16 protein-coding genes are annotated in these 18433 nt (G+C 60.3%); 7 read left to right on the top strand and 9 right to left on the bottom strand.

Going from position 1 to position 18433, the window contains the following annotated elements:
- Positions 1-2 precede the first annotated feature (2 nt).
- From ACIQVE_RS08380 to ACIQVE_RS08345, 8 genes are all read right to left on the bottom strand, one after another.
- Positions 3-1256 (bottom strand): ATP-grasp domain-containing protein, encoded by a 1254-nt coding sequence (locus ACIQVE_RS08380; RefSeq protein ID WP_402806645.1) that lies wholly within the window; start codon positions 1254-1256, stop codon positions 3-5.
- Positions 1237-2496 carry a methylaspartate mutase gene (locus ACIQVE_RS08375; RefSeq protein WP_402806642.1) on the bottom strand — a complete coding sequence of 420 codons (1260 nt, stop codon included), beginning with the start codon at positions 2494-2496 and terminating at the stop codon, positions 1237-1239. The genes ACIQVE_RS08380 and ACIQVE_RS08375 overlap by 20 nt, the downstream gene beginning before the upstream one ends.
- Positions 2497-2499: 3 nt before the next feature.
- Positions 2500-3996 (bottom strand): hypothetical protein, encoded by a 1497-nt coding sequence (locus tag ACIQVE_RS08370; protein ID WP_402806640.1) that lies wholly within the window; start codon positions 3994-3996, stop codon positions 2500-2502.
- Positions 3993-5231 carry an acetyl-CoA carboxylase biotin carboxylase subunit family protein gene (locus tag ACIQVE_RS08365; protein WP_402806638.1) on the bottom strand — a complete coding sequence of 413 codons (1239 nt, stop codon included), beginning with the start codon at positions 5229-5231 and terminating at the stop codon, positions 3993-3995. Before ACIQVE_RS08365 ends, ACIQVE_RS08370 begins: the two co-directional genes overlap by 4 nt.
- 44 nt (positions 5232-5275) lie before the next feature.
- A complete protein-coding gene (locus ACIQVE_RS08360; protein WP_402806635.1) occupies positions 5276-5731 on the bottom strand; it encodes a cobalamin-dependent protein in 456 nt (151 codons plus the stop codon).
- Positions 5728-6969 carry an MFS transporter gene (locus ACIQVE_RS08355; RefSeq protein WP_402806632.1) on the bottom strand — a complete coding sequence of 414 codons (1242 nt, stop codon included), beginning with the start codon at positions 6967-6969 and terminating at the stop codon, positions 5728-5730. The genes ACIQVE_RS08360 and ACIQVE_RS08355 overlap by 4 nt, the downstream gene beginning before the upstream one ends.
- Complete coding sequence (locus tag ACIQVE_RS08350; protein ID WP_402806629.1) at positions 6962-8032, bottom strand: LLM class flavin-dependent oxidoreductase; 1071 nt, start codon at positions 8030-8032, stop codon at positions 6962-6964. Before ACIQVE_RS08350 ends, ACIQVE_RS08355 begins: the two co-directional genes overlap by 8 nt.
- 65 nt (positions 8033-8097) lie before the next feature.
- Complete coding sequence (locus tag ACIQVE_RS08345) at positions 8098-9027, bottom strand: asparagine synthetase A (protein ID WP_402806626.1); 930 nt, start codon at positions 9025-9027, stop codon at positions 8098-8100.
- Positions 9028-9264: 237 nt separating this feature from the next.
- Between ACIQVE_RS08345 and ACIQVE_RS08340 the strand changes: the two genes are divergently transcribed.
- The 7 genes from ACIQVE_RS08340 (at position 9265) to ACIQVE_RS08310 (ending at position 16755) form a co-directional block, all read left to right on the top strand.
- Entirely contained in the window at positions 9265-10578 is a 1314-nt protein-coding gene (locus tag ACIQVE_RS08340; protein WP_402806624.1) for an MFS transporter, read from the top strand.
- A 52-nt stretch (positions 10579-10630) separates the two neighbouring features.
- Complete coding sequence (locus ACIQVE_RS08335; protein WP_402806621.1) at positions 10631-12025, top strand: amidase; 1395 nt, start codon at positions 10631-10633, stop codon at positions 12023-12025.
- A 75-nt stretch (positions 12026-12100) separates the two neighbouring features.
- On the top strand, positions 12101-13459 hold the full coding sequence (locus ACIQVE_RS08330; RefSeq protein WP_402806619.1) for an OprD family outer membrane porin: 1359 nt from the start codon (positions 12101-12103) through the stop codon (positions 13457-13459).
- Between the two features lie 128 nt (positions 13460-13587).
- Positions 13588-15261 (top strand): von Willebrand factor type A domain-containing protein, encoded by a 1674-nt coding sequence (locus ACIQVE_RS08325; RefSeq protein WP_402806617.1) that lies wholly within the window; start codon positions 13588-13590, stop codon positions 15259-15261.
- A gap of 29 nt (positions 15262-15290) precedes the next feature.
- Positions 15291-15872 carry an RNA polymerase sigma factor gene (locus ACIQVE_RS08320; RefSeq protein WP_402806738.1) on the top strand — a complete coding sequence of 194 codons (582 nt, stop codon included), beginning with the start codon at positions 15291-15293 and terminating at the stop codon, positions 15870-15872.
- Positions 15869-16462 (top strand): hypothetical protein, encoded by a 594-nt coding sequence (locus ACIQVE_RS08315; RefSeq protein WP_402806614.1) that lies wholly within the window; start codon positions 15869-15871, stop codon positions 16460-16462. The genes ACIQVE_RS08320 and ACIQVE_RS08315 overlap by 4 nt, the downstream gene beginning before the upstream one ends.
- 20 nt (positions 16463-16482) lie before the next feature.
- The gene (locus ACIQVE_RS08310; RefSeq protein WP_402806611.1) at positions 16483-16755 is read left to right on the top strand and encodes a hypothetical protein; all 273 of its coding nucleotides are present in this window, start codon (positions 16483-16485) and stop codon (positions 16753-16755) included.
- Between the two features lie 228 nt (positions 16756-16983).
- Here the strand turns inward: ACIQVE_RS08310 and ACIQVE_RS08305 are convergent, their stop codons facing one another.
- Complete coding sequence (locus ACIQVE_RS08305; protein ID WP_402806608.1) at positions 16984-17985, bottom strand: restriction endonuclease; 1002 nt, start codon at positions 17983-17985, stop codon at positions 16984-16986.
- Positions 17986-18433: the final 448 nt, after the last annotated feature.

Genomic DNA, 18433 nt, shown 5'->3' with positions numbered 1-18433 from the left:
GGTTACAACCAATCCCTTTCCCATCCACGCCATGCGTCGTAATCAGCGTCGATGCGTTCGCTCTGTGGGTGCAGCAGAAACACCGCAGCCGGTGAGCTGTTCAGGTCTACGGTGGGGGCAATCCTTGCCCCTTCGGCGAAGCGGAACCTGGCGTTGTGAAAACTCGGCAAGGCTTCCAGGCGTTGGCGCACATGCTCTTGCGCGAACAGCCCGTGGCGGTGGGCGATCAGGTTCATACCCCGCGCGTGTTGCAACAGCTGATAACGTTTCGGCCACTGCGCCAGACGCGCCGGGTCCAGATAGCTGAGGCAGGTCAGGGCTACCTGATCGTTGCCGGTGGCCGCTTGCAGGGCGGGCGGGCAGGCCAGTCCGGACAGGCGTGCACCGGTTTCCAGCAGGCGCGGGCCATTGCCGGTCAGGATCAACTCGGTGTGCGCCGGGCCATGCACGATCCCCAGCGCGTCGAGCACGCCTTGCACATATTCAATCAGTTGCGGCAGCTCGCGAGCGTCCGCCGGCAGCAGGTCCTCGCGGTCGTAGATCTTGCGGCCGTCGGCGGCGAAGGTCTTCGAGCATTTCCACACGTCGGTGATCCAGTGCTCGCCTGCATGGCTGACGCTGTTGATCACGTACTCGGCGCCCGTCAGGTATTCCTGCAGCAGCACCGCTTCATTGTTGAGCATCATCAGATTGGTGGCGCCGAGGATCGACTCGATGGCTGCTTCCAGTTGCAGCGCATCGTGGCAGATGAAGACGTTGTCCGAGCCTGCACTGTCCAACGGTTTCGCCACCACACTTTCGCCGCCGCGGGCCTTGAACCAGACCAGCGCCCGGGCCAGCGAACTGGTGCGCAACTGTGCCGCCACCGGCAACCCGGCCTCGGCCACGCGTTCAGCCATCAATGATTTGTCGCGACGCGCGGCGGAGGTCGCTGGATTATTGCCGGGGAGGCCCAGGCGTGCGGCCAGCAAATCCGCCAGTTCTACGCCGAATTCGCTGCCAGTCAGCACGGCGGCCGGGTGATAGGCGGCGAGTTTCAGCAACAATGCTTCAAGGCCTTCTTCGGTGACGCTGAAGTCCTCGACGAACAATTCTTTCGGGCAGCTCGCGGCAAATGCGACCGGCATGTGCGCGCGTGAACGCACATGGAGCAGGCGCCGCTGTCCGGCCAGTGAGCGGGCCAGCAGGGCGCCGGTCGAGTAAGCGTCGACCAGAATCAACGGTGCGGCGCTGGAATCAATGCAAGGGTTGGTCATAACGGTTCACCGTGTAATGCAACATCTGAAACAGCTCGGACGAGCTGATGCCGGGGCCGTCCACCGACCAGCCACTGCTGCGAGGCAACGGCAAACTGCCGGTGTTGCCCCAGCGCAGCGCGCCCTGATTGTCGATACGGGTGGTGGTGCGACCGGGATTGTCTGGGTGCAGGCAGTAGGGAATGTCGAGCAAGCCGCGCGCGAACGCCTGCACCAGGGCCACGCCGATGTCGGCGTGCAGATTGAGCACGGTTTCCACCAGTCGCCGCGCTTCGAACAGCGTTTCCTGGTAATAGCCGGCGCTGCCCGCGTCAAACTTCGGCTGGTCGCCAGCGGCGACTTCGGCGGCCATGCGCAAGGCATCAAGGTTGTCCTCGACCGAAGGAATCTGCCGCGATTCGGCGATGGTCTTGACGATCAACCGCTCGCAACCGGCAGCCTTGGTCAGCCGCGCACTGTCGCAAATCAAACGCCGCGCGCCGTGGCTGGAGGTCGGGAACACGCCCATGTATGAATACACCACGACGTGCCAGTGTTCGCCGTCGAGATACTGCGCGGCCAATTCGCGCAATGCCTGCAACGCCCCGAAATCCTGTTCCATCGAAGTGCCTTGGGCGTAGCTCAACGAGACGCCACGCACCCCGTGCTGACGGAAAAACAGGGCCTCCAGCAAGGTCATGGCGATCAGCAGCGAGGGCGGGCACAACTGCCCCAACAGACAACCGCCGAAACTCTCGATATGTGCATGTTCGGTCGCGCCTGCCAGCACCTGACAGCTCTGCGCCCAGGCACTGACCGCCTCGGCCAACGGCAGGCGGCTGTAGGGCATGCAATACGACACCGGGCCGCCCTCCGTGGCGTCCAGACCCAATGCTGCCAAGCGCTGAAGAACGTTCTGCGGTTTGGCCGTGCCGTGGCGGATCTGAATCGGAAACTCTGCGCTGTACAGTCCGGCGAGCATGCCGCGCACCGCTTCGATCGGATGGCTGATGATCGGGAACCCGTTCATCGGCGCCGAACTGTTCAGGCACTGCAACGCACTCTGGTAATCGCCGACCCGGGTGTAGCTGTCGAGCGTGATGGTGCCGATGGTCGCGCAGGGCAGGGCGGCGACGCTCGCCAGCCCCGCGCGCATCTGGCTGAGTGCGCCAAAACCCATACGCGGTTGCACCACCAGCTCATCGCGGGCGCGGGCGCGCTCAATGAACTGTTGAAAATGGCCGCCGTTGAACGCAGTCATGCTTTAGCGTCCCGAGACCAGTTCAACCACGGTTTCACCGGTCGCCGGGTCGTAGCGACTGATGCGCCCCTTGTGCGGATCACCGGCGCGCACCCGCGCGATCAGCGTGACGTCGCTGTCGAAATCGATGCGTTGTTGCGCGTACAGACTGCGCAACGCTGGCAGTGGCAAGCCGCTGACCTCGCTCAGCCACTGACTGAGGGCCGGATCGTCGTGTTCGCCAGCGAGCACTCGGTGCAGATTGTCGAGATCGGCCAGACGCTGTGGATGGCATAGCCCGACGAAGCTGGAGAACTCACGGCCACGATCAACGAACGGCGCAAATTGCATACACACCAATTGCATTTCATTCAAACCGAACGCCTGCTCGGCGAAGCGCTCGGCGAGCGTGCGGCGCGCCTGCATGCCCTGCGCATCGACATACGCCGACATGGCCAGATCGATCAGACGCTGGGGCATTTCTTTCTTGCGCATAAGCGCCTGCGCCAGCTCCAGGTATTCGGCAATCCCCTGGTTGTAGCTGCGACCCTGCACATACTCGGCCTTGAGCCCACGAAAGTGCGCCATCAACATCGGGTTGGCGCAATCCGATTCGGTGAAGCTGAATGCCAGTTCTTCGAAACGAAAATCGAGGAATTCGGTGATCAATTCCCAATGATCCTCGACCTTGTAGCTGACCAGATCGTAAATGCTGATGAACGCCGGGTCGGCATTGTCGTCACCGCAGGCGACGCGACGTTCCTCGCGCTGCTGATCGAAACCTTCACCGAACAGTTCGACGAAGTAGGTCTGGGCCACGCCATCCAACGCTTGCAGCAACCCGCGAAAGCCCTGCCGGCGGCATTCCTCGACATCCAGCCCGAGGCGCTGCGCCAGACGCATGATCCAGGTGAAGTAGTGCTTCTGCTCTTTGCGCGAATCACCGGTGACCACTGCATCGACGCCGCCCTGCCACCACGCGGCGCGACCGTAGAAATCCGCCACGGCGAGGTTGCAGCTGTTGCAGAAGGTCGGACGACCGTCGCCTGCGGTGCGATGGCCGTTCATCAACACGTCGAAACGGTTCATTGCCTGCACATCGTCGGGGAACGGTAGATGCCGTTCGAACGGGCGAATCTGGCGGTGATCGACCACCAGCATTTCTACCCGGGGATCATCGAACAGGTGCAGCGCGCGGTAGACCCGATCAATGTTGGCCATCACCGCATCCGGCACGCCGGCATGACGCATGTTGGCGATGCGCAACTGAAAGGTGCGGCCATGCAGGATCGACAGCTGCAATTGCGTGGCGCGCAGCATGGCTACGGTGTACGAGCTGTCTTTACCGCCGCCGTAAGCGACCATCAATTTGTAGCCGGTCAGCCCGTCGAGGCCACCCGCAGCCTCAATCAGACGCTCGCCGAGGATAGCCACTGCGCGACGTTCGTCGGCGCGCAAATAATGGTTGAGCTGACCCAGCAGAGGTTCGTCGTTCAGGGCTTGGGAAGTGGTGGAGTTCATACCGGTTCCGCCTGGAATTGGAATGCCTGAGTGGTGTGGCGGATATCGTTTTCAGTGGCGATTTCGCTGCCGCCGACAAAAATGAAGCGTCCGCTGTGCAGTGCGTCGTAACTGCCGCCGGACTCGAGAATCTGCCCCGGCTCGGGCAGCAGCTCACGCCACAGATTGGGCAAGGTTTCGCGTAGCGAATCGGCCTGCACCACCCGGCACGGCAAGGCTGCGGGTTTCGGGATCACCAGCCAGCCGCCGCTCGGGTCGTGGCTGACGGCGGGTACCGGCACGTGATCGCCGGCGAGGCGGCGTAACCAATGCTCGTAGAGATTGACCCCGAACACTTTGTTGATCAGGTGCGGGACTTCACTGCCGCCGACCCGTGCACCGATTTCGAGGAACACCAGCGAGTCGTCCGGTTCGACGAAAATCTCCAGGTGGAACGCCGTGCAGCGCAGATCGAGGGCACGCATGATCTGTTGGCTGAAAGCCTCGATGCGCGTGCGCAGGGCCGATGCCTGGACGATCACCGAGCCCAGCGGCTGCGCCTTGGCGAAATCCAGGCAACTGTTGATGTAACGCGACACCACCTGAAACGGCACGCTGCCGTCGACATCGACGAAGCCGTCGATGTGGTAGGTCTGGCCGTGCATGAAGCCTTCGATCTCATAGCGCGACAGGTCGATGCTATTGAGCAGCGTGCGCAGGGAGGTTTCGTTTTCGACCTTCTCCACGCCCATGCTCGCTGCACCGTCCACCGGTTTTACGATCAACGGGAAACCGATTTCGCGGGCGAAATCCACTGCCTGTTGCACCGACTCGCAACGCGCAAACGGCGGCACCGGCAGGCCGTGGCTCTGCAGGATTTCCTTCATGCGCGCCTTGTCGCGGTACACCGCCACTTCGTCCGGGCCGTGACCGGGAATGTTCAGGGTCTGGCGCACGCGCGCGGCGATTTCCAGGGTGAACTCGGACAGGGCAATCAACTGATCGACTGGGCCGACGCGTTCGATGACTTCCTGCACCGCGCCGAGCAGTTGCTCGTATTGGTTGACGTCGGCGACCTGCACCTGATGAGCGATATGCTGCGCCGGAGCGAGCACGCCGTCGGCGCCGAGTGCATCGACCACATAGCTGATCTGGTGTTGTTGATGGTCGAAGAAATCTTCGTAGCGAGTCAGTTCGTTGTCCCAGCGGCGCCCATCACGAAAGCGCGGCCAGCGGTTGACGATAACGATGTGCATCGTGGTAATCCTTTGAATGAGCGAAGTCAGCCGTGGTCGGGGGTTCAGCCCCAGGACGCCACGCTGTTGGCGAGTACGGAGTCGGCGTCGGGCTGCGCATGCAGCGCGCCCAGATAGCCGCTGAAGGCGTCGATAGCGTCGGGGCCGACGAACACCTGGTTGTAACCGGCATCGATCAACGGTTGCCGGACTGCCAGGGTTTCATCTTCGGAAGTGGTCAACTTGCCGCCGATCACGCAGGTCAGTTGCGGGTGCAGCTTGCGCACCTTGCGGATCAGCTCCAGACCTTGGGAGTAACCGTGGCCATTCACGCTGCTGACCACCAGCAACTGCGTGCGGCGCTGTTCCAATGCACTGAGCACCGCGTCCATCGGCGTGCAGCTGCCGAGGTTCTTCACGTTCAAACCGTGCTCGCCCAGCCACAGTTGCAGGTACACCAGATTCCACATGTGCGAGTCGGACTCGACGGTGGCGAGCAGGCAGTGCGGCAGAGTTTTCATTGGGATGCCTCCATGGCAAGCGATGGATCTTCGAGGGCGAGGCGAAAGCGCCGGGTGGTCAGAATGAACAGCAGAGTGCCGGGCACGGTCAGCACGAGTGCCAGAACCAGAATCAGCACCTGCACGCCGTAGGCGTGGCCGACGCTGGCGGTGAGCAAACCACCCAGCGGATAAGAGAGCAGGTTGACCAGATAAAACGGCCCCATGACTTTGCCCAGATGAGCGCTCTCGATCGCCTTGATCCGCTGCGTACGGTTGAACACGTTGAACAGCGCGCATCCGGCCATTGCCAGCAGGAAACTCAGGGCATACAGCAACACACCGCTGGCCACGCCCATGCAGATCAGGCCCAGACACAGCAAGGCAAAACCCAGTGCACCGAGTCGATAAATCGACATGCGCGCCAACAGTCGCGGCACCAGAATGAAGTTCAACAGACCCAGCGCGCCGGCCCCCGCGTTCATCAGACCAAACACGCCGTCGGCGGCGCTGAACACGCCGCTGATGACGAACGCGTTGGCGCTGAGCACGGCAGCGAATGCCAGATTGATGCTGAAGTTCAGCCCGGCCAGCGACAGCACTGGCGGGTTGCCGAGCAACAGGCGCCAGCCGAGCGCCAGATCCTTGAGCACGCTGGACGGGCGACTGACGGAACGCGCCGTCGGCAAGCCTGTCCAGAACAGCGCCGCAGCAATCAGTGCGACTGCCGCCAGCCCCAGCAGCCAGCGCTTGTCGGCATACATCGCCAACCCGGCGGCGAGCGCAGGGCCCAGCGCCATTGCCAGCAGCTCCATGTTCTGCACCAGCGACTGACAGTGGGCGAGGCGTTCAGGGCCGGCGATCAGTGGCACGCTTTTTTCAACCGCCATGCGCACCGGCGCCATCAGCACCGACAATACGATGCCGTTGCCAATCAACGCCCAGATCATCCATTGCGGCTGATACCAGCAGATCCCCAGCGTGACGGCGAGGCTCAATCCCCGCGCAGTATTGGCGCCGCGAAACAGCAGGCGCCCGCCAAACCGGTCAGCCAGCAACCCGGCGAACGGATAGGCAATCAGTGCCGGCAGCCACTCCAGCGCAAACGCCACGCCGGAATAGCGCACGTTGCCGGTGAGCTGGAAAATCATCAACGGCACGGCAAACAGCACGGTCTGCTCCGCCAGTAAGGCACACAGCAACCCGGCACCGAACCAGCGAATCGTGCTATTGCGTGCAGCGCTGCTGATGTCATGCATGCTCGCGGTCCCAGACGGTTTCCAACTCGCGTAGATAAGGCAGCACGTATTTGCAGAAACGGCGCATTTCGTCGCGTGTTGGCCAGCCAGAGAATATGAATTCGCTGACGCCGACTTTTTTGTACTCGAACAAGTATTCGGCGACTTCCTGATAGCTGCCGACCACGCACAATGCCGGGCCGCCACGATAGGCCACGGCACCCGACCAGAGCATCGGCGACAGCCAGTCGTGTTCAGCTTTGTCGGCGAGGCGGAACGAGGTTTTCACCGCTTCCGAATCGCAGCGTCCGACGAATTCACGCACCCATTCACGATGCTGTTCGTCCGGGTTTTCCATCATGCTCTCGACCGCGGCCAGCGCTTCGGCGCGGGTTTCGCGGGCGAGCACGTGCATGCGAATTCCCACCGAGCAACCGGACTTCAAAACCGTGCGGGCGGCCTCGGCAATGCCTTGCGGCGTATCGCCATAACGCAGCCAGCAATCGCTGTGCTGGATGGCGATCTGCTGGGCAACGTCCGAGGCGCCGCTGAGATAAATGCGCGGACGCTCGGCGTCCTTGAACGGCAGCCCGAGCTGGGCTTTTTCGATGCGGTAGTGCTTGCCGTGGTAGGTCAGCGGTGATTCGCCGCTCCAGAACCGATTGAGAATGTCGAGGAATTCGCCGGTGCGTTCATAGCGTCCGTCGTGTGCCACGAAGTCGCCGTAATAGGCTTGTTCGTCCGGGGAAATGCCGGCTACCAGGTTCAGCGAAATACGCTTGTCCGACATCCACGACACGGTGTTGACGATCTGCGTGAACAGGGTTGGCGGCACCAGGCCCGGACGGTAGGCCAGAATGAATTTGACGCGATCGGTCTCACGTACCAGTGCGCCAATCATCGGCAACGGATCGGGCATGTGGTAGCTGATGCCCATCAACAGCGAGTCGATTCCCAGCTCATCGGCTTCCTTGGCGAAATCTACGATCCCGGCAAAGTCGAGGGCGCCGGTGTCGTATTTTTCCGAGGCCTTCTGCTGACCGCTATCGAGCGGTGAGCACCAGTGAATACGCAGTGCAGACATTGTGTTTCTCCATGGCCAAGCCTACCGCCGCGACAGCGGAGCAGGCCTTGCGAGTCAGGTCCGGTTCAGAACAGGAAGCTGGTACCGACCGTGCGGTCGAACAGCGCCACATCGCGGATGCGTCGCTTGCCGCAGATGAACTTGAGCAGACGCTCGATGCCCAGACCGCCACCGGCGCTTGGGTGCAGCAAGCCGCGCCGGGCGACTTCCAGGTAGTTGGCGAACGGCTGCAGGTCCATCGATAACTCGTTCATGCGGTAGACGATCTGCTCGTACTCGAACTCACGCTCCGCGCCGGACAGGGCTTCGCCATAGCCATCGGGATAGATCAGGTCATAGTTGTTGTACGTGCCGCGTGTGCCCGGGGTTTCGCGGTCGTAAAATTCGCGGCGGTAGTTGGTGACGAAAAACGGCGTGTGCGCCTTGGCCGACATGATTTTCTCGAAGTCGTCGCCATGTTCGGCGCGCAACTCGTCAGAGCTGTAGATCGGGAACGCGGTCGCGAAGTGCGGCAGTTGCCGATTGAGCTGGGACAGCTCGACCGCGCAGTGCTGATTGACCTCGCTGAACACATGCTTGATCAGGCCTTCGATGAGGGCCATGACCTGATGCATGTCACCGTCGCGGATCTCGAAATCGAACTGCGAGAACTCCAGCAAGTGGTTGTCGGAATCCTTGATCTCGGGTTTTTCCAGGCGGATGTTCGGCGCGACAATAAAGATCTTGTCGTGGCCCTTGGCGGTCAGCGCCAACTGCTTGTGGAAGATCATGCTGGCGGTCAGCTTCAGGCGCCGTTCTTCATATTGAAGTTCTGCGGGATACACCGCGTGATTCAACGGATCAGTGATTGGCGACATCAGGATCGGCATCAACTGTTTGAAGTCGCGCTCGAGCAAAAACTGTTGCAACGCCTGTAGGACGCGGCCCCGGATGATGGCTATTGATTCTACGTCAGGATTCGCAAAATCGGCGAAGTTACGTGCAATTTCTTCCATGATTGGCCAGATATTCAGGGAGTTAGGGAGGCCTGATTATTGTTTAATCGGTAGAAAACTCAATGTACAGATTTCGGCTAAAAAGCAGCACAGGACCGCCGTTTGATTGTTCTGATGGCCTTTTGCGTAGAGCATGTCGCGCTGCTGAAATTGGTCTGACGGCGCACAAGTGAACAGCTTCGAACGGTTCCTTGTCAGCGGGCGTCATTGCTTGATTTGTCTATCCAGAGTCTGCCCATGACCGCCATCACTGGTTCGCGAGCCCATCAGTTTTCCAAGTCTGACTACAAGACCCTGGGCCTTGCTGCTTTGGGTGGGGCGCTGGAAATCTACGACTTCATCATCTTCGTGTTTTTTGCACTGACCCTCAGCCAATTGTTTTTTCCGCCAGAGATGCCGGAGTGGCTGAGATTGCTGCAAAGCTTCGGCATTTTTGTCACCGGCTATCTGGCGCGACCGCTCGGCGGGATTCTGATGGCGCACTTCGCCGATCAGCTGGGGCGCAAGCGCGTGTTCAGCCTGAGCATCTTGATGATGGCGTTGCCCTGCCTGCTGATCGGCATCATGCCCACCTATGCTCAGATTGGTTACTTCGCGCCGTTGCTGCTGTTGCTGCTGCGTGTGTTGCAAGGCGCCGCAGTCGGTGGGGAAGTGCCGAGTGCCTGGGTGTTCGTCGCCGAGCACGCGCCGGCCGGACATCGCGGTTATGCGCTGGGTTTCCTGCAAGCCGGACTGACCTTTGGCTATTTGCTCGGAGCGCTGACCGCGACCCTGCTGGCGCAAGTGTTCACTCCCGCGGAAATTCTCGATTACGCGTGGCGCTTGCCGTTCCTGCTCGGTGGATTGTTCGGCGTGATAGGTGTCTGGCTGCGACGCTGGTTGAGCGAGACGCCGGTGTTCATGGCTTTGCAGGCGCGCCGCGAGGCTGACGCCGAACTGCCGTTGCGCACCGTGATGCGCGAACATCGGCACATGTTGTTGCCGGCTATGATTCTGACCTGCGTGCTGACTTCGGCAGTGGTGGTGCTGGTGGTGATCACCCCGACGGTCATGCAAAAAAGCTTCGGTATGAGCCCCAGTCATACGTTCGCCCTGAGCAGCCTCGGCATTGTTTTCCTGAATATCGGTTGTGTGCTGGCCGGGTTGATCGTCGACCGCATCGGCGCCTGGCGCACGGTCATGTTGTACAGCATGCTGCTGCCGGTCGGCGTGGCCCTGCTTTATGGCTGCCTGATCAGTGGTGGAGCGTGGCTGGGGCTGGCGTATGCGCTGGCGGGTTTGAGCTGTGGCGTGGTCGGCGCAGTGCCGTCGGTGATGGTCAGCCTGTTTCCCGCACACATCCGCGTCTCGGGCATTTCGTTTACCTACAACATTGCCTATGCACTATGGGCGAGCACCACGCCGCTGCTGTTGATCGGGCTGATGCCGTGGAGCCCGTGGGTGTGCGTGGCGTACAGCCTGGTGATGGGGGCGGTGGGCGTTGCCTGCGCCGCGTATTTTGGTGGGCGCAAGCCGGCTCAAACCAGTCAGACGCTGGTTGCCGAGCGCTAAGGCAGATATTTTGCAGCATGCGCACTATGGGTTTGGCACGGACGGCTATTCGATGACCGATTTACATGACTTGTCGGCGGCACAACTGCTGACCTTGTTTGCCAGCGGCGAGTTGTCGCCGCTGGAATACTACGATCACCTGCTGGCGCACATCGAGCACTGGGAGCCGAGCATCAATGCGCTTTACGCGTTCAATCCGCAGCGCGTACTCGATCAGGCGCGCGCGTCGACTGAGCGCTGGCGTCGTGGAACCCCGCACGGCATGCTCGACGGCATCCCGGTGACACTCAAGGAATTGATCGCCACTGAGGGCGATTGCATCCCCCAAGGCTCGCGCGCCACGACTTTGATCGCGGCGACTGTCGACGCGCCGCCGGCCGCGCGTTTGCGTGAAGCCGGGGCGATCATTTTGGGCAAAACCACGGTGCCGGATTTCGGCATGCTGTCGTCGGGGCTGTCGAGTTTCCATGGCATCACGCGCAACCCGTGGGACACCACGCAAAACCCCGGCGGTTCGAGTTCCGGTGCGGCGGCTGCGGCGGCGGCTGGTTATGGTCCGCTGCATGTCGGCACCGACATCGGCGGATCGGTACGCCTGCCGGCAGGCTGGTGTGGGTTGGTGGGGTTCAAGCCAACGCTTGGGCGGATCCCGATTGATCCGTATTACACCGGCCGTTGCGCGGGACCGATGACCCGCACCGTGGATGATTGCGCGCTGATGATGCGTTATCTGGCACAACCGGATGCGCGCGACGCCACCAGCCTGCCGGCGCAAGCGCTGGATTGGAACCTGCAAACACCGTCGATGGAGGGTCTACGCATCGGGCTGATGCTCGACCCCGGATGCGGCTTCCAGCCTGAACATGAAGTCTGTGAAGCGGTGCGAGATGCCGCACGAATGTTCGAAGCGCATGGCGCGCAGGTGCAGTTGATCGGGTCGCTGATGGATCGACAGTTGCTCGACGGTCTAGATAATTTCTGGCGCGCCCGCCAGTTGTCGCAACTGCAAACCTTGAGCTCGGCGCAACGCGACAAAGTCTTACCCTACATTCAGGACTGGGCGGCACCGGCGGCCGAGATGAGCGCGGTGCGAGCGGTTGAAGGTTTCAATCAGACTTTTGAAATCCGTCGTCGCTGCGCGCGGTTGTTCGGTGACTTCGACTTGCTGTTGTCGCCGACCAATCAGGTCAGCAGTTTTCCCGCTGAATGGCCCTCGCCCGGCAATGATCCGCGCCAGCCTTTCGAACACATCGTGTTCACGTTGCCGTGGAATATGGGCGAGCAACCGGCCTTGTCGATCAACTGCGGGTTCACATCCGGGGGTATGCCGATCGGCCTGCAGATGGTTGCACCGCGGTTTGCCGATCAATGGTTGTTGCAGTGCGCCAAGGCTTACGAAGGCTGGCGCGGCCCGATCAAACACTGGCCGTCTGCACCGCCCCGCTGATCACCGGCAATTGCCGTTGGCCGCTCAAGCACCAGGTGCGTGGGCAGCGTGCACTCTTTTTACAGGCTCTTTTCCATGCAATCACATGTACGTCGGGCGTTGCTGCCGATGCTGCTCATCGCCCAGCCCGCTTGGGCCGCCGAACCCGTCGTAGCGCAGGATCAGGCAACAGGCCTGATCGATGGCAGCCACCTCAACCTGAATTTGCGTCACTACTATTCCAATCAGCACACCCGGCGTAGTACTCACCTGGTGATCAAAAAGTCAGGTGTCGCACAGCCCACGCGCCAGCGCGACACCTGGGTGCAGACCGCGATGCTCAATTACATCTCGGGCTATTCCGAAGGCTGGATGGGCTTCGGTGTCGACGCCTCGCTGTTCAGCGCAGTGACCCTTGAGCGTGGACACGGTGCGGTGGCCAATGGTGGTGACCGGGTGCTGGTCGATAGCGATGGCGACGCGGTCCCGAGCTGGAGTCGGCTGGGAGTCGGCGACGTGAAACTGCGAGTGTCGAGCACCGAACTCAAGGCCGGACGGATGCTCACGGAAAACCCGATCCTGCGTTACAAGGACAACCGTGCCTTGCCGTCGACCTTTCAGGGCATTGGCCTGAACAGCAACGAACTCGACTGGCTGGCGCTGCAAGCGGGTAGCTTCGAGCGCGCCATCCCGCGCACCGGCAGCGGCAGCGAACGCCTGACCACCACCTTCGGCAATCGCGCCTACAGCGGTTCGCGTATCAGCTATCTTGGCGCGACAGTCAAGGCGCCCTACGGTCTGACATTTAGCGCTTATGGCTCGCGGTTCGAGGACATGTGGCAGCAATATTATCTGGGCGCGACTCACGTGATGGGGGATCGCGCCAACGTCGCGCTGAAAACCAGCCTCAACTACTACCGCACGCGCGATCAGGGTGAACAAAACCTGGGCTTTATCGACAACCACGCCTACAGCCTGGCAATTACCGCCGGCCACGGCGCACATGGTCTGACTGCGGCGTGGCAGCAGGTGTTCGGCGACGAATATTTCGACTACGTGTGGGAGTCCACAGGCAACTACATGGCCAACTCGCTGTACTCGGACTACAACGGTCCGAACGAAAAATCCTGGCAACTGCGCTATGACTTCGACCTTGCCAGCTACGGTGTGCCGGGCCTGACCGCCAGCCTGTGGCACGCCAAAGGCTGGGGCATCGACGGCACGCACTACAGCGGCGACCGCGACGGACACAACACAGGCTATAACGTGCGCGGGCTGGAAGGTGCCAAGCACAACGAAAATGGCTTGATGCTCGCCTACATGGTGCAGTCCGGCACCCTGAAAAATACGCTGCTGCGCAGCATCGTCTATAACCATCGCGCGAGTGGCGGGCAGATTGACGGCAGTTACGACGAGTTCCGTCTGGTGGCGAATGTACCGATCAGCCTGTTTTAAATGCGCTGCGAACGCCGCGTACTCTGCGGTGTTATCCACAGCAGAAGTTTTTCAACGGCGTTAACCCGAACTGAACGAACTGCCCGTCTCAGAGGATGAATGGTCAATTTCATCCCGAGGTCAGCCCCATGTCTTTTCCTCTTTTGCGTCCTGTCGTTGTCGGTGCTCTGCTGGCCATCGGCGGTTGCGGTGTCTCTTCCAAACCTGATTCCGCTGCGGCACCGGCTCAGACTGAAGCCGTTGTGCAGCATGAAGCGATCAAGGCTGATGGCGCCATGGCCAAGCGCAGCGCACATCCGGCACCGATCGCCAGTTTTGCTGCAATGCCTGCCGGGGAAAGTTATCCACAAGGCTATCGCGACGCGCAGCGCGAGCAATATCAGACGCTTGCCGACAACCCGATCCACAGCGTCGCCGAAACCCCGGTTTCGACCTTCAGTGCGGACGTGGATACCGGCGCCTACGCCAACGTTCGCCGCTTGCTTAATCAGGGACGCCTGCCGCCGGAAGGCGCGGTGCGGCTGGAGGAAATGGTCAACTACTTCCCCTACAACTACGCATTGCCCAGCGATGGTTCGCCGTTCGGCGTGACCACCGAACTGGCAGCCTCACCGTGGAACCCCCACACACGTTTGCTGCGCATCGGCATCAAGGCCTCCGCTCGTGCGGTCGGGCAATTGGCCCCGGCCAATCTGGTGTTTCTGGTGGACGTGTCCGGCTCGATGGATCGCCGCGAAGGGCTGCCGATGGTCAAAAGCACGCTGAAACTGCTGGTTGACCAATTACGCGATCAGGATCGTGTATCGCTGGTGGTGTATGCCGGCGAATCCAGAGTGGTGCTTGAGCCCACTTCCGGACGCGAAAAAGCGAAAATTCGCACAGCCATCGAGCAATTGACCGCTGGCGGCTCGACTGCTGGTGCTTCCGGCATCGAACTGGCCTACCAAATGGCGCAACAGGCGTTCATTGCCAAAGGCATCAACCGAATCCTGCTGGCCACCGACGGCGACTTCAACGTCGGCGTCAGCAACTTCGACAGCCTTAAACAAATGGCTGTGGATAAACGCAAAACCGGTATTTCCCTGACCACCCTAGGTTTTGGTGTGGATAACTACAATGAACACTTGATGGAACAACTGGCCGATGCCGGCGATGGCAACTACGGCTATATCGACAACCTGCGCGAAGCGCGCAAAGTGCTGGTGGATCAACTCGGCTCGACCCTCGCCGTGGTGGCTAAAAACGTCAAATTGCAGGTCGAATTCAACCCGGCACAAGTCAGTGAATATCGCCTGCTCGGCTACGAAAACCGAGCTCTCAAGCGAGAGGATTTCAGCAATGACAAAGTCGACGCTGGCGAAATCGGCGCAGGACACACGGTGACCGCGCTGTATGAAATTGTTCCGGCAGGCGAGAAGGGCTGGTTGGAGCCGCTGCGCTACGGTCAATCAGGCAAGGTGGTTTCCGAGAAGAGTGGGGAATTGGCAATGCTACGTGTGCGATATCAACAGCCAGAAGGTGGGAAAAGTCTGCTGATCGAGCGGCCGATTGCCAATCAGGTTGCACCCGCCAGTGAAGATCTGCGTTTTGCTGCCGCGGTCGCCGCGTTTTCCCAGCAACTCAAGGATGGGCGCTACACCGGCGATTTCAGTCTGAAGGACACCGAGGCGCTGGCCCGTGGCGCCCGTGGCGACGACCGTTTCGGCCTGCGCAACGAGTTCGTGCAACTGGTCGAACTGGCGCAGAGCCTGCGCAACTCAAGCGCATCGAATGCGCTGCCCACTGAGCGACGGATTGAATAGTGAGTCGTCTGAAAGGCTTCATCACGCAGCTGTTTGCCTCGGCAGACAGCCCAACCGCCAGTAGCGATGAAGCGCTGCTGGCGCGTTATCGCGAGGGCGACGGCGCGGCGTTCGAGATCTTGTACGCCCGCCATCGGCAGGGTTTGTATCGGTTTCTGCTCGGTTTGAGTAGCAAACCGGACCTGGCCGACGAAGTCTTTCAGGAAACCTGGCTGAGCCTGATCCGCAGCGCCAGTCAGCCACAAGGACGGGCGACATTTCGTACGTGGCTGTTCCAGATTGCCCGTAATCGCCTGATCGACCATTGGCGCAAACATGGCGCCCATCAACCGCTGCACGACAGTTACGATGAACAGACTCACGCGGTCAGCGACGAAGCCACCGATCCCGAACAACTGCTGAGCCTCAGTCGCGACAGCCAGCGCCTGGAAACAGCTCTGCAAACCCTGCCCGCCGACCAGCGCGAAGTGTTTCTGCTGCGCGCCCACGGCGACCTCGACCTGGCGCAAATCGCCAGCCTCACCGAAGCCCCGCTGGAAACCGTCAAGAGCCGCTTGCGCTACGCCCAGCAAAAACTGCGTCGGCTGCTGGCCGAGGAGGTACTGACATGACTGACGCCCGCCAGACACCCGAAGATCCGGTGATTAAACATGTGCGCGAACAGCACATCGCTGAACCGCCAAGGCACCTCGATGCGTTCATTCTCAATGCCGCCCGCCGCGAAACCCCGATGCCGAAGCCTGATCTGTGGCAGCGCTGGCTCGACGCCTGCCGCAAACCGCGCTGGCAAGTCGCGTTCGCCAGCCTCGTCGGCGTGGCCCTGATGCTGTCGCTGGTACAACGCGGCCCTGAGCCGCAGGCGCACTTCGACTTTGCTCCCGCCGCCAAACCCGCTGCGCCCCTTGCCCGCAAACAAGCGCCCGAAGCATTGAGCGTACCCGCAGGCGCCATGTCCGCACCCGCGCCGATGGCGGAAATGGCCGCGCCGATGCAAAGTGAATCTATCCGCGCCGACGAAGCCAAAGTCAGCAAACGCGCTGCCGCCGCCCCAGCCAACGGCCTCGACGAACAATTACGCGAAGTTCTGCGCCTGCGCGAATCCGGCCAATCGCAAGCCGCCGACAGCCTGTTCAACAACTTGCACAAACGCTACCCGAACGCCGACCTCGACGCCCGGCTCAAAAAAATCCACAAGAACTGACCGCCTGTTCGCCCAGCCATTTGGCATTGCCCGGCAAAAACGCGCACTATCGGGCCATAGCTGAAGCGCTGGAGAACACCGTGGCACCAAAAATCGACCGCATCGCCCAACTCCTCAATTGCCCGCAAAAGGGTGAAGAGATGCGGCGCGCGATTACTGAAGCGCGTAAGGAGTTTCTGCTGAGTCAGTCGGAAGAAGATGTTGTAGATGAGGACGACGTTTTTGAGGAGGTTGGGGAAGAAGAGGAAGACGAAGACGAGGATTACGACGAGTTTGACTGGACGACGGAGTGACGGTTAACCGTGGAGCTCCACCACCCTCAAACTACTAAGCGCTGAGGGTGGTCGGACAGTGATGCTAGAAAAACAACGGTCGAGTTTCTTGGGGCTACCCAAGAAACTACCCAAGAAAGCTACCTGACCCGACTCAAGTACAAGGCTCGAACCGTCAAGTTTTACTTGATGGTTGCCCAGTTTTGAAATTCTGGTCGGGTATCGTTCGAGAGTTAGAACATCAGCGTGTCAGACAGCAACAGGCAGGTAGGTCATCTTTAACGGTATCAACCGTTTCGTCTCCGAATCCGTCTGGCCGTAATGCTCGATCAAGGCGCGGACGAGGTTATCCAGCGTCCAAAGCGTCAGCGGCACATTAGCTCGTTCCGCTTCGTAATAGGCGTCCTTACTGAAGCCACCAGTACTGACATAAAGCCCCCGATCATCCTTGTGCCGTCCACCAAGGAAACTGCGGATTTGCTGACTGCCCATCTGCTCTTTGCGGTGTTTAACCTCCACGATTATTCGTGGATTCTCGAATCCGAAACCATCCGGCGAAGCGATGATGTCCTTGCCGCGATCAGGGCCCGCCGGGGAAACCTGTGTCTTGTAACCCATCGCTCTTAAAATTCCTGCGACGAGGTGCTGCATATCGTCCCACGGCAAGGCGCTGATCAAATCCTTGATTCGCTCAAGCGCCAGACTTTCCATACCTGCCAGAGGATCGCTGTCCGGATATTCTTCTTCAACTGGCGGTAGCGCAGGAGGTTTGTTTCCAGCGGCCATCGCTTTCAGTTCTTGCAGCGCAAAGTCCGGGACGACGAAGACTGTAAGTGTGGAGCCGAGGCTGTTTTTGCTCGCGGAGGTAAGGCTGTCGCGATCTACTTCTTGATCAATCCACTGCACTGGACGCGTCAGGGACATGCCGAGGTCAGCCAAGTCAGGGTTATGTTTGAAATCGCCGGTGATTTTGCCAACGAGATAAGTGCGGTTGGCGGGAGAGTAAGTAACTACCCAGTCACCATGCTGAATTTCATTGATGAAGCGCCAAACCTGTGATGCACCCGATATGGCTGTGCCGGGTTTGATGTTGGGCTCAATATCTTGATAGAGGCGAGTGACTTCCTTGCGCGACATGCCGGGCTTCGCCAGCGGTGCGAGCTGTGACCATCCGATTGCGACCACGCCACGCTCCCGGAAGTCATCGTACAGGCGACCAGACTCGCCACGGATCATCCACATTTTGGTCATATCACCTCCTTGGTTTTTGAATTTCGTATGCGATTGCTAGTTTCCCCGACCGGCATCTCGTAATGCATCGCAAGAATCGCAGAGTAAGGTAGATGACTCAGTCATCGGCGGCAAATGCCGAAGATTCCGTAGATGACGTTTAGTCCGTCGACTGGGGCAGTTGTCAACTTAGAGTTGACAACTGCCCCATCAGTCCAAGTCTTGCGTAATCATTTGCCAGTAAAAACTAGCGCCCACAAAAAAGCCCCGGACCACCACAGTCCGGGGCTTACTCGTTTCTATTCATGGTGCACCAGGCGGGATTCGAACCCACGACCACTGCCTTCGGAGTCCTAAAAGCCGACGTTTAGAATCAATACGTTAGCTCGGATTAGCCGGGAAATCAAAGGGTTGTGGTAGCTGGGTATAGCGGATTTTCGCCCCGGTTAGCCGGGCGAGTGTGGCAAAT

Origin of the sequence: Pseudomonas sp. NPDC098747, from assembly GCF_044760045.1 — a bacterium.
Lineage (GTDB): Bacteria > Pseudomonadota > Gammaproteobacteria > Pseudomonadales > Pseudomonadaceae > Aquipseudomonas.
The sequence above is the reverse complement of the archived record's forward strand: the minus strand, read 5'-3'. Positions and strand labels throughout refer to the sequence as shown.

What these genes read in the sequence shown, in the direction of transcription:
- ACIQVE_RS08380 (WP_402806645.1), bottom strand. Translation starts at nt 1,256, where the DNA reads ATGACCAACCCTTGCATTGATTCCAGCGCCGCACCGTTGATTCTGGTC.
- ACIQVE_RS08375 (WP_402806642.1), bottom strand. Translation starts at nt 2,496, where the DNA reads ATGACTGCGTTCAACGGCGGCCATTTTCAACAGTTCATTGAGCGCGCC.
- ACIQVE_RS08370 (WP_402806640.1), bottom strand. Translation starts at nt 3,996, where the DNA reads ATGAACTCCACCACTTCCCAAGCCCTGAACGACGAACCTCTGCTGGGT.
- ACIQVE_RS08365 (WP_402806638.1), bottom strand. Translation starts at nt 5,231, where the DNA reads ATGCACATCGTTATCGTCAACCGCTGGCCGCGCTTTCGTGATGGGCGC.
- ACIQVE_RS08360 (WP_402806635.1), bottom strand. Translation starts at nt 5,731, where the DNA reads ATGAAAACTCTGCCGCACTGCCTGCTCGCCACCGTCGAGTCCGACTCG.
- ACIQVE_RS08355 (WP_402806632.1), bottom strand. Translation starts at nt 6,969, where the DNA reads ATGCATGACATCAGCAGCGCTGCACGCAATAGCACGATTCGCTGGTTC.
- ACIQVE_RS08350 (WP_402806629.1), bottom strand. Translation starts at nt 8,032, where the DNA reads ATGTCTGCACTGCGTATTCACTGGTGCTCACCGCTCGATAGCGGTCAG.
- ACIQVE_RS08345 (WP_402806626.1), bottom strand. Translation starts at nt 9,027, where the DNA reads ATGGAAGAAATTGCACGTAACTTCGCCGATTTTGCGAATCCTGACGTA.
- ACIQVE_RS08340 (WP_402806624.1), top strand. Translation starts at nt 9,265, where the DNA reads ATGACCGCCATCACTGGTTCGCGAGCCCATCAGTTTTCCAAGTCTGAC.
- ACIQVE_RS08335 (WP_402806621.1), top strand. Translation starts at nt 10,631, where the DNA reads ATGACCGATTTACATGACTTGTCGGCGGCACAACTGCTGACCTTGTTT.
- ACIQVE_RS08330 (WP_402806619.1), top strand. Translation starts at nt 12,101, where the DNA reads ATGCAATCACATGTACGTCGGGCGTTGCTGCCGATGCTGCTCATCGCC.
- ACIQVE_RS08325 (WP_402806617.1), top strand. Translation starts at nt 13,588, where the DNA reads ATGTCTTTTCCTCTTTTGCGTCCTGTCGTTGTCGGTGCTCTGCTGGCC.
- ACIQVE_RS08315 (WP_402806614.1), top strand. Translation starts at nt 15,869, where the DNA reads ATGACTGACGCCCGCCAGACACCCGAAGATCCGGTGATTAAACATGTG.
- ACIQVE_RS08305 (WP_402806608.1), bottom strand. Translation starts at nt 17,985, where the DNA reads ATGACCAAAATGTGGATGATCCGTGGCGAGTCTGGTCGCCTGTACGAT.